Below are 11,590 nucleotides of genomic sequence, written 5' to 3' on the forward strand. Positions count from 1 at the left end.
ATCAAACCTCAAAAATCTTCATCATCAACAAAAAATTCGGCATCGTCTTCCAATCGAGAATTACCCTGCCCAATACCAGCAAGCCCCCACAGAGGTTGCAGCAGTGCCATAACAATTAACCCTACACAGGCACTAAAAGCTAGCACTAAACCCATTGGTATCTGAATCGATTGGAATGTTAAGAATTTTAACGATACGGGTGTAGCATTTTGGACTGAAATAATTGCGATCGCGATTACCCAAACTGCTACAACTAGAGATGTCAAAAAAGGAGCGATTTTCATAGTTTGATTGAAGTGAGGAGTTAGAAGTTAGGAGTTAGGAGTTATTAATTCACATTTTGATCGAAATTAGAAATCAGGAGTTAAGAATTGCTAATTTACAACTCTTAACTCCTAATTCATAACTCTTAACTCTTAACTCCTAACTCCTAATTCTTATGCCTCTAGTTTAGCAATTGCCCTTTCTAACTCTTGGGCGATTTGGGTGAGTTTTTCGGGAGTGTTGGTTTCTAGGTAGACGCGCACCAGTGGTTCTGTACCGGAAGGACGCAGTAAAATCCAGCTACCTTCTTCTAAATACAGCTTAATACCGTCTTTACGCCCCACTTCCTTGACTTTAATGCCAGCTACTTCTGTAGGTGGATTTTTAGTAAAGGAGTCGATGACAGCGGTTTTGTGCGCCTCTGTGAGGTGCAAGTCTAGGCGGTTGTTGTAAAGTGGCCCATCGGCTTCGGCGATCGCTTCTTTGACAAGTTGACTTAGCGGTTTGCCTTCATAAGCGATCGCTTCTGCCACCAGCATATCGGCTAATACCCCGTCTTTTTCGGGAATATGCCCAATAATACTCAATCCGCCTGATTCCTCTCCACCAATTAACACAGCAGTTTCCCGCATTTTTTCGCCGATGTATTTAAAACCAACTGCTGTTTCGTAAATTTGCAGCCCATTTTTAGCAGCGAAATTATCCAGCAGGTGGGTTGTAGCGACAGTGCGGACTATCGCGCCAGTTTTACCTTTGTTTTTGATTAAATGACGTGCTAGAAGTAGCAGTACAGTATTTGGAGTGAGGACGGTTCCTTGTTCATCAACGATACCAAAGCGATCGCTATCTCCATCCGTTGCCAAGCCCAAATCAGCTTGATCGCGAACTACTGCTTCTACTAACTCAACTAATTGTTCTCCTTTGGGTTCTGGCATTCCACCCCCAAATAAAACATCTCTCCAATCGTGGAAACTTTCTAATTGAACGCCACTATGTTGCAAAACTTCATCTAAATAGCCGCGAGAGGTAGAATACAAAGCATCGTACTTTACCTTTAAATTAGCGCTTCTGATCTTTTCTACATCAAGTAGAGTGTAGATAAATTTCAGGTAATCTGGTTTCGGATCGAAAATTGAAATTGAACCTGATGGGTTGCTCCCAGGCAACTCATCCGATGCACCTTCTATATTTGCCACAATAGTATCAGTAATCTCTGGAGTGGCAGGCCCAGCATAATCGGGTATATATTTAATTCCACAGTAGGGTGCTGGATTATGGCTAGCAGTAAACATTAACGCCCCAGCGGAATTTAGGTGACGGGCGTTGTAAGCAATTACTGGTGTGGGGCAATCCCGATCGGTAATTTTCACAGTCCAACCCAAGTCTGCTAGTACTTGAGCCGCTGTTTGGGCAAACTGGTCAGCTAAAAAGCGAGTATCGTAGGCAATAAGTACTGGTCTATCTTTTGTGTAGGCTGTTTCTAAGTAAGTGGCGATTGCCCTTGTTACTTTCCGCACATTAGGAAAAGTAAAGTCATCGGCAATAATCCCTCGCCATCCATCGGTACCAAATTTTATCTTGCTAGACATTTTTGCCACTTGCTCCGGTACATTATCAGTACTATAAAAGCTTCCCGCAAAGCGTGTGTAGCAGCAAGTATCCTCCGAAGTTCTTTTCTAAGGAAGCCTTAGCTTAAACTTCTCCCCACCGTATTTTCTCTCACTGTTTCTGAGCAATGTCAACCCCCGATCGACCTTTTGCCAGTTATCACCTTTGGTCTCTAGTTGCCCCAGCGACTGGGCAAGAACGCTGGCATTGCCAGATGAGACGGGGGTTTATCAAAGCACGGCAACACGAACCACAAGTCAAAGCGCTTTTAACGCAAGCCACCGCGCCCCAGCGGATTGGCATACTAGCCCAAAAAGGCATTTATGAGTTTCATCATCACAGGTATCTGTTGAAGCAAGCAGATGGTGTAGAAAGAGTTGCCCAGCTACTTAAATTAGGCAACTCAAGTGTTCAAGTCCAGCAACGCGTGCTGCAAATTTTGAAAAAATATCACGATGCACCGTTGCTTTTGGATAAAGATATTATCCAATTAACTCCGGGTGATGAAGGCTTTCCCAAACCGATAGTAGTTGAACAAGAAGATTATTGCTTTCGCTTATACGCGGCTATGGACTGCGTTTTTATTGAGTCTGATAGTACTTTACATATTTTGGATTTCAAAACTGGTAAGTCCGCTTTTGACAAACGACAGGCATTAGTTTACTTGTTAGCTGCTCGTTATCTTTACCCTGGACGAGAAGCTGTTGCATCATTTTATAATTTAGAAATATGTAAAAAGTCAGAGTTAATTAGTATTAATAATAGTGAATTAGAATCCTTAAAATTTGAGTTAGCGAATATTGCCCACAAGCACCAGCACGATTTGCAAAAATATCAGGAAGAAACTACTAATTTCAGTAAAATATTCCCTCCTAATCCTGGCTCTCACTGCCGCTTTTGCCCATTTAACTCCATCTGTGAGTTTGCCGATTTTAAGCAGCATAAATCATATCCATTGCCCAGTTTAAGAGTTAATAGCTAATTGGTTTACCTGTTTAGCTTGGTTTACTTTTAAAAACAATCTACTAAATACTCGTATTTTTACTGACCTTATTCTCTACTCCTATCAGACAACCTAGATGTCAGATACACCGATTTTTATCTTGGGTTGTAAGGAGTTAAGATTAGTGCGATTAACCACAAATAAATCTGTATTTAGATTAGTAGGAATTTCGACGTTTCTTTTACTTCTAATATTTAAGGGGATTTTACCTCAAACTGTTTATGCATTACTGTTGTCTCTAGACACTTGTGCTGTTCAACTTGAATGTGCCGCTGCTGGCTTGGAATTAGTTCCTACTACGAAGGCTGCAATTAGCACAACTAAAGCTCAAAATGAGCAGGCTCCAAATCAAGCTAAGGAGAGATATTGTTCTTTTTATCCACTTAATTTGGTTTGTGGGCCACAAGGTCAATCTTCAGTTCTTTATAATTACAAATTTCACCAAACAGTACATTACAGGAGGTCTGGTTCTCCCGACAAATTTGTAACTCATCATTATCTAAGTTGGCGGCCTGCGCCAGGGGCAATTAGAAGTTTAGCTCAACCTCCAGGTATTGAATTTGGTGGTGGTTATCCTCCATCTAGTGATTATGTAACCTGGATTCGTTTAAATGATGGAGATGGTAATAATCAAACTCGTGGAGTCGTTTATGAATACTCTACTGGCGACACCATGACATGGGATGATTATGCAAATTCTTCTAACAATAATGTTGAGGGAGAATGGATTAGCGATGTAGTTCGTGCAGATATACTACCAGATAATTCATCCCCTGATGATAGAAAATCGCATTCCAACACTCACAATCATACTGCCTAAATAGGACAATCGGATAATAGGATAAACCACTAAATCAACATAGCCTAAAAAGCTATGCAAAAATTAAGCGGTTGTAAGCTGTGCAAGGTTGATGAATGAAAAGAAGGAATTACGGGGCTATGTTTCTCCAGAGTTAAACCGATTGTTTCGGGCTGTGGTAGCTCTCAAAGATAAAAACCTCAGCGATACGATCGCTGAGGCTCTAGAAGACTGGCTCAATAAACCTGAAAACCAGGAGCTAATTAAAAAGCATAATTTGGGTAAATAAATGGAAGAAATTCAAAAGGGTGGTAGTTCTTTAAGAATTGTGAAGCGAATATGATTAATCGCTAAATCACCGATGGGGATATCTTCTTTGGTTAGCCGCGCACCTTGACTTGTCACGGTTTCAAAAGTGATACCTTTGCCAATTTCAATGTGATACCAGCATAAGCCCATAAAAAAACGCGTCGGATAAGGTCCACCTTCACCTATATCATCAGGATTTGATTCCATCGGCAACCAGCCAAAATTTGGCACGTAGAATTCTAGCCAAACATGATTAAAGTCGGGTTGTAGCGGTACTCCTACGAAGTCACTATGGGGAGGACATTTGTACCTGCCTACGGTGCGGCAGGGGATGCCATTTAAACGGGATAGGGCAAGTAAAACACCGACATATTCGCCACAGGAACCAACGCCCCGCTCTAAAACTATATCTGGTGTGTCAATGTAAGGTTTAATACCGTAGGATAACTCATCATAAACATAGTTGCGGATGCTGTGCATTTTCCGCAGCACATTGGTTTCAGAACCAATCGCTTCTCTGGCGGAACGGCGAACAATGGTAGTATCCATTGCTAAATCGTCGTCATCCACTAGGTAGCGTGTTTGTAATTCTGGGGACAGTTCCGGTATATTTTCCACATCTCTAGGTGTGATGCGGTACTTAATTCCTCGAACTTCCAAAAGTGCTTTCCAGCCAAATATATGCCGTTCTCCTGGAGCAAGAGAATCAAATTTAAAGACTGCTACACGTTGCCCCTCTATCACTTCTTCGGTAAAAGGTATACCAATAGGTTCAACGTGTTTCACCTTTTGACGCTCAGTTTCCGATGGTAGGGCGATGCGCCATTCCACATCAGGTAAATAAACCTCGTCTAGAGGTGCAATTTCCTCAGCATAGGACATTTCAATCAGATAGCCATTGGAAAGGGCGTAACGCTTATCTGGCTGGTAATGATAATACAGAGGATGAATAAAAGTGCGATCGCGGAATGTTAGTTCATGACTAGGATCGGCATTGGGGTTATCCCGGATATAAGGCTCCTCTGAGGCATAGGCGACGTAAATACTTTCTTTGCCTGTTTCGGCATTTTTGTGGATTGCTATGCCTGTAGGACATTCAAAGGGTGTCAGGACGCTAAATTGCAGTTCTCCCGTGGCTCTGTCCATCGCGTAAACTGATTGTTCGGTGCGATCGCAAATCCATAGCATTTCTTGGTTGACTGCCAAATTCTCTACTCCAACTCCAGGGGCATAAAATTTAGTAATCTCTTTTCGCGTTTCGCGGTCAAAAACCAGAATGTAGCCCAGCCTTTGACAACTAACATAAACTGTTGTTTCCCAAACAGCAACGCCATCAGCTGGATAAGGCAATGTTACAAAATGTTCCAGATCCAAAGCATTGAGTTTGCACAAATAAACACTATTTTCTCGGCTTACCCACAGGGTATCATCCCACGCCGCTAGCCCTGTGACATCGGTAAATTCTTCAACTTGATGGGGATTGAGAATTTTGCTGTTGTCAGAGGTGGGATCGATCTCCAGTAAATGTCCTTTAATACTGTCAATGGCAATCAGTCTATCTTTAATGAAAGTAATGCCACACAGGGCAGCAGCAGTAAGCGGTCGAATTGTTCTTTGCCCAAACATCTGGCTAACGGTCAAAGTGGGGAGTGCAAAACTCATAAAACCTTGTGGTAAGTGTAAAAAACCCTCACCTTTAGGTAGGGGAGGAAACATGACTCAAGCGGTTTTACCGCCGTCACACCAATTGCTTGAGATGGAAAATCCTAGTCGAGCAATGGCTCCCCCGATTGGGGTGGATGAAGAGTGCTGAGTTAAAAGACTGCCCACAATGGGCGTTGCTCTTACCAAGTACATCAATTAGTGGTTCTTGATCGCCACGTTTACAGCGGGGTACTAATAATTATCGGTACAATGTGTTCCGAAAAACTCTTTCGTGAGAAATAATACTATGTCAAAACAGGAGGAATTTACAAATGTTAAGAATTACATATACACTCATACAACTGGGCGATCAGCTTAATGTAACTTTAGAAGATGGAATTCCTGCCATCACTAAATTATGATCGAATTTTGTAACCATTTGCTGTGACCTACACGATGTCTGCTAATTCTCTGCCTGAAGGTGCCGCCGTTTGGCATAGTTTAGAAGTTGATAAAGCGCTAGACCTGCTCGATAGTAATGCAGACAGTGGCTTAACACCCCAAGAAATTCAACAGAGATTGCAAAAATACGGCCCCAACGAGCTTGAAGAAACTGCTGGCCGTAGTGCTTGGGAAATTCTGCTGGATCAGTTCAAGAACATTATGTTGTTGATGCTGATTGGCGTAGCTCTCATTTCTGGGTTTTTAGACCTGATGGCTTTGCGGGAGGGCAGATTAAAGTCCGGTGAAGTGCCATTTAAAGATACGATCGCGATTTTAGCAATTGTTATTCTCAATGGCATACTCGGCTACGTCCAAGAAAGCCGCGCCGAAAAAGCCCTGGCTGCTTTGAAAAAAATGACTTCTCCCTTAGTGCGGGTGCTCCGCGACGCCAGACTGGTGGAGATAGCAGCTAAAGAACTAGTTCCAGGAGATGTAATGCTGCTGGAAGCTGGGATGCAGATAGCCGCAGATGGACGCTTGATCGAACAGTCTAATTTACAAGTGCGTGAGTCGGCATTGACTGGTGAAGCCGAAGCGGTTAATAAACAGGCATCACTAAAATTGCCGGAGGAAACATCATTAGGCGATCGCCTCAATGTCGTCTTTCAAGGAACTGAAGTAGTCCAAGGACGCGCCAAGGTTCTGGTGACTAACACCGGAATGACTACAGAACTGGGTAAAATTGCTGCGATGTTGCAGGCGGTGGAAAGTGAACCTACGCCTTTACAGCAGCGGATGACTCAACTGGGTAATGTCCTGGTTACGGGTTCTTTAATTCTGGTGGCGATCGTTGTCGTTGGCGGTGTCATCAAGGATGGAGGTTTTAAAAACATCCAAGAACTCTTGGAAGTTTCCTTGAGTATGGCGGTTGCTGTAGTGCCAGAAGGTTTACCAGCTGTAATTACCGTCACCTTGGCACTGGGAACCCAGCGAATGGTACGCCAAAATGCCTTGATTCGCAAATTGCCAGCAGTGGAAACGTTGGGTTCTGTAACTACCATCTGTTCTGATAAAACCGGCACCCTGACTCAAAATAAAATGGTGGTGCAATCGATTTCCACCAATAACAAAACTTTTCGCGTTACTGGCGAAGGTTATTCTCCGACAGGGGACTTTCAGTTAAATGGTCAAAAAATTTCCCTAGAGGAGTCTCCAGAAATCTCCGCGTTATCAGTAGCCTGCGCTGTTTGTAATGATTCAGTATTGCAAAAAGAACAAGGTGAATGGGCGATTTTGGGAGATCCAACAGAGGGGGCATTACTCACCCTGGCGGGAAAAGCCGGAATTGAAAAAGACCAGTGGAATAGTAAGTTACCTCGTGTTGCGGAGTTCCCCTTTTCCTCAGAACGGAAGCGGATGAGCGTGATTTCTCAGGTGGAGGGAGTCGCCACAGGTGAAGCATCTTCGAGAGGCGTTGACACTGCGATCGCCGGTTTTCTCCAATCGGAACCTTATTTAATGTTTACCAAAGGTTCTCCAGAGTTAACCTTGGCACGTTGCACTCAGATTCATTTGGGTAATGACACAGGCCGCTTGACCGAAGAACAACGCCAGAAAATTTTGGCAGAAAATGACCTGATGGCGAGTAAAGGTTTACGGGTGCTAGGTTTTGCTTACAAACCCTTGGTGGAGATTCCACCGGAAGGTTCAGATGAGACATCCGAGCAAGATTTAGTATGGCTGGGATTGGTGGGAATGCTAGATGCGCCACGCCCAGAAGTAAGAGCAGCAGTCCAAGAGTGTCGAGAAGCAGGTATTCGCCCAGTGATGATTACTGGCGACCACCAATTAACAGCACGAGCGATCGCTACCGATTTGGGAATTGCTCAAGAAGGCGATCGCGTTCTCACAGGTCAAGAATTGCAACGGATGACTGACCAGGAATTAGAGCAAAACGTTGACCTGGTGAGCATCTATGCCAGAGTTTCCCCAGAACACAAACTGCGAATTGTCCAAGCACTGCAACGCCGGGGTCGATTTGTGGCGATGACAGGTGATGGTGTCAACGATGCTCCAGCCCTCAAACAAGCCGACATCGGTATTGCAATGGGTATTACTGGCACTGATGTCAGTAAAGAAGCCAGTGACATGGTGTTACTTGATGACAACTTTGCCACCATTGTCAGCGCCACCAAGGAAGGCAGAGTTGTTTATACCAACATCCGCCGCTTTATTAAATACATCTTGGGCAGTAACATTGGTGAAGTTCTCACAATTGCAGCCGCACCCTTAATCGGCTTGGGAGGCGTTCCCCTGACTCCATTACAAATTTTGTGGATGAACTTGGTAACAGACGGTTTACCAGCCTTAGCATTAGCTGTGGAACCTCCAGAACCAGATGTCATGCAACGTCCGCCTTTTAGTCCCCGCGAAAGTATTTTCGCTAGGGGATTGGGTTCTTATATGATTCGCATTGGCATCATCTTTGCTATTATCACCATTGCCTTGATGTGGTGGGCTTATCAACATACCCATGCTGCTGGGTATCAGGGAAATCCCGAAGCTTGGAAAACAATGGTATTTACTACCTTGTGTATAGCCCAAATGGGTCATGCGATCGCTATTCGCTCCAACAACCGACTGACCATTGAGATGAATCCCTTCTCCAATATCTTTGTACTAGCGGCTGTTGTCGTCACCACGATTTTGCAGCTGATGCTAGTTTACGTCCCGCCTCTGCGAGATTTCTTTGGTACTCACTACTTGAATATGCAAGAGTTGGGAGTTTGTATTGGTTTCAGTGCCTTAATGTTTGTCTGGATTGAAGCGGAGAAGATATTTTTGCGGATTATGGGCAAGAAGGCTGTCTGAAAAGGAAATTTTAGATTTTAGATTTTAGATTTTAGATTTATCTTCAATCCAAAATCTAAAATTTAAAATCCAAAATTGAACTTATGTACCTAAAAACTCTAAACCTCCGACAATTTCGCAATTATCAAGACCAAAAGGTTGAGTTTACTGCTGCCAAAACGATTTTGGTAGGTAATAATGCTCAAGGAAAGTCGAATTTGTTGGAGGCGGTGGAGTTACTAGCGACATTGCGATCGCACCGCATGACCCGCGATCGCGATTTAGTTCAAGAAGGGGAAGCTATAGCCCAAATTAATGCCACCCTTGAGCGACAAACAGGTGTTAGTGACCTGAGCTTAACCCTCCGCCGTAATGGTCGCCGTAGCGTTGCTCTCAATGGCGAATCGATCCGCCGTCAAATGGACTTTCTCGGCGTTCTCAATGCAGTCCAATTTTCCAGCCTGGATTTAGAACTAGTACGTGGCGGCCCGGAAGGTCGCCGCAACTGGTTAGATACATTATTAATTCAACTGGAACCAATTTATGCTCACATTTTGCAGCAGTATAACCATGTATTACGCCAGCGCAATGCCTTTTTAAAACGCCATATAGAAACATTGGATGCAACGTCTTTACAATCAGAACTAGCGCTGTGGGATGCACAGTTAGCTACTACAGGAACCAGAGTAATTAGACGACGCGATCGCGCCATCCAAAGATTAGCTCCTATTGCTACCACCTGGCACGGCAGTATCAGCGGCAGTACAGAAGTTCTGCAAATCAAGTACGTGCCGAATATTCCTTTAGAGGACAACCATCCAGAAGAAGTGCAGCAAGCTTTTTTAGCAAAAATTCAGCAGCGAGCGGTTGCTGAAATGCACCAAGGCACGACTCTTGTTGGCCCGCATCGAGACGAAATAGAATTAACTATTAACCAGACACCCGCTCGTCAATATGGTTCTCAAGGTCAACAACGAACGCTGGTTCTAGCCTTAAAATTAGCCGAATTACAATTAATTGAAGAAGTCGTCAAAGAGCCACCATTACTATTACTAGACGATGTTCTTGCCGAACTAGATTTATCCCGCCAAAATCAATTGCTGGATGCTATTCAAGACCGCTTTCAAACCCTGATTACTACCACTCACTTGGGTTCTTTTGATTCCCAGTGGTTGAAGTCCTCCCAAATTCTTTTGGTGAAAGCGGGAGAATTAACAATTAAAAATTAAAAATTTATTTAAAGATCAATACGCTTGGGTTAAGGGTTATTGGTGTAGATAATTGGTCTTTTAAGACGCGATAAATCGCGTCTCTATATCAGGGTTTTGTTGCTCATTTTGAACTGTATTGATTTAAAGATATTTTCATACGGGGATTTATAGCATCCATCTGTATGCCTCTACTCTGATTTTTTTTTATGTTTTTCAAACCTTTTAAAAACGTTGAGAACTAAAAAAGTCAGCATCGCACTGATTAATCCTAACTGCCATAAACCACAGCCAGCAGCAATTCCCAATGCAGACGAAACCCAAATAGCCGCTGCTGAGGTGAGTCCGTGAATTTCAAGTTGCTGTGATTCTTGAGAAGATTGGCGCACAATTTCCCCAGCACCAAGAAATCCTACACCAGCTGCAATCCCTTGAATCACGCGGCTAAGTGCATCAGGACTAGCTTGCAGTCCTGCTGTTTGCAGCATAATTATCAAGGTAAATAAGGCTGAACCTAAACTAACCAGCATGTGAGTTCTTAAACCGGCTGGTTTGCGCCTAATTTGACGTTCTAAGCCGATGATTGCTCCAATAATCAATGCAGTACATAGCCGGAAGCTGATATTCAGCCAATCATCAGTTGCAAGGTAGTAAGTGTTTGCCAATGTTTAGTCTGATATAGAAAATTCTATATACTAGGTTAAATCGTAATATTTTTATAAAAATAGTACAAAACTATTCTAATGTTTTATTAATGGAGTTTAATCCAATGGGTATAGTGCAATAGCCTATCTCATATTGGGATTCTATCAATTCAGGAATGGTTTTGAAACTGAGAATTAATATTTTCCATTATTAGGATTATTTTTCAACAAGATATTATTCTGGCCAATGAATGGAGATTTGCATTGTTAAATTGTGGCAACGATCATAATTTGGGCAAACTACATGAATTTTAAGTTTATTAAATAGTTTTTTGGCTATTTAAAATGACTGAGCGACAAAATTATATCTTAAATTGTTAGATTTAACACATATACTCAACAATTAAATATGATACGGCCATGTATAAGTCGAGCAAATCAGCTATACAGCGTATTTCAAGTTCCTGAAGTACACAACGATGCGTCTCAAAGCCAGGTATAAAGCCTGTTTTACTTCTGACTCCTGAATTCTGCTGTCAGGAGTTTCTACCTCCTCTATCCTGCTTCAAAACCCGTAACTTTGTAATTTATGCAAAAGAAAACTGCTGTAATACCAATTCTGTATGAAGATGCGCTAAACCATAAGTATAAAAAAAAACGAACCGCATTCGCGTTAGCGTCTCCCCTTGGGAGAAGGACGCATTTGCGTAGCGTCTCGTAAGAGTTGGACACAAAGAAAGAAGTTAAAAGAGTTTGGCACAGCCTCACAAAGAAATGGTATAAGTCCTGAGTACTTTTTATTCAGAAGTCAGTGGAT

General features: G+C 42.8%; 9 protein-coding genes. 5 read left to right on the forward strand and 4 right to left on the reverse strand.

The features are described from left to right. Positions 1-8: 8 nt before the first annotated feature. Positions 9-284, reverse strand: coding sequence for a LapA family protein (locus HWQ40_RS21070; RefSeq protein ID WP_292781326.1), 276 nt, complete (start codon positions 282-284; stop codon positions 9-11). A gap of 153 nt (positions 285-437) precedes the next feature. After that, positions 438-1,853 (reverse strand): phosphoglucomutase/phosphomannomutase family protein, encoded by a 1,416-nt coding sequence (locus HWQ40_RS21075; RefSeq protein ID WP_292781329.1) that lies wholly within the window; start codon positions 1,851-1,853, stop codon positions 438-440. A 146-nt stretch (positions 1,854-1,999) separates the two neighbouring features. On the opposite strand from HWQ40_RS21075, the gene HWQ40_RS21080 reads away from it, so the two are divergent. The 3 genes from HWQ40_RS21080 to HWQ40_RS21090 all read left to right on the forward strand — a co-directional run bounded on the left by HWQ40_RS21080 (position 2,000) and on the right by HWQ40_RS21090 (position 3,963). Further along, the gene (locus HWQ40_RS21080) at positions 2,000-2,854 is read left to right on the forward strand and encodes a PD-(D/E)XK nuclease family protein (RefSeq protein WP_292781331.1); all 855 of its coding nucleotides are present in this window, start codon (positions 2,000-2,002) and stop codon (positions 2,852-2,854) included. A gap of 97 nt (positions 2,855-2,951) precedes the next feature. After that, positions 2,952-3,695 (forward strand): hypothetical protein, encoded by a 744-nt coding sequence (locus HWQ40_RS21085; protein ID WP_292781334.1) that lies wholly within the window; start codon positions 2,952-2,954, stop codon positions 3,693-3,695. Between the two features lie 91 nt (positions 3,696-3,786). After that, on the forward strand, positions 3,787-3,963 hold the full coding sequence (locus tag HWQ40_RS21090) for a hypothetical protein (RefSeq protein WP_292781337.1): 177 nt from the start codon (positions 3,787-3,789) through the stop codon (positions 3,961-3,963). A gap of 11 nt (positions 3,964-3,974) precedes the next feature. Here the strand turns inward: HWQ40_RS21090 and HWQ40_RS21095 are convergent, their stop codons facing one another. After that, positions 3,975-5,645 carry a transglutaminase family protein gene (locus tag HWQ40_RS21095; protein ID WP_292781340.1) on the reverse strand — a complete coding sequence of 557 codons (1,671 nt, stop codon included), beginning with the start codon at positions 5,643-5,645 and terminating at the stop codon, positions 3,975-3,977. Between the two features lie 438 nt (positions 5,646-6,083). Here HWQ40_RS21095 and HWQ40_RS21100 point away from each other — a divergent pair, with 438 nt between their 5' ends. Both HWQ40_RS21100 and recF read left to right on the forward strand, forming a co-directional pair. Further along, entirely contained in the window at positions 6,084-8,942 is a 2,859-nt protein-coding gene (locus HWQ40_RS21100; RefSeq protein ID WP_292781343.1) for a cation-translocating P-type ATPase, read from the forward strand. Between the two features lie 83 nt (positions 8,943-9,025). Next, positions 9,026-10,150, forward strand: a complete 1,125-nt coding sequence (gene recF / locus HWQ40_RS21105; protein WP_292781346.1) for a DNA replication/repair protein RecF — start codon at positions 9,026-9,028, stop codon at positions 10,148-10,150. Between the two features lie 170 nt (positions 10,151-10,320). Here the strand turns inward: recF and HWQ40_RS21110 are convergent, their stop codons facing one another. Further along, positions 10,321-10,794, reverse strand: coding sequence for an MgtC/SapB family protein (locus HWQ40_RS21110; RefSeq protein ID WP_292781348.1), 474 nt, complete (start codon positions 10,792-10,794; stop codon positions 10,321-10,323). Positions 10,795-11,590: the final 796 nt, after the last annotated feature.

Source organism: Nostoc sp. NMS9 (assembly GCF_017114995.1).
GTDB lineage: Bacteria > Cyanobacteriota > Cyanobacteriia > Cyanobacteriales > Nostocaceae > Nostoc.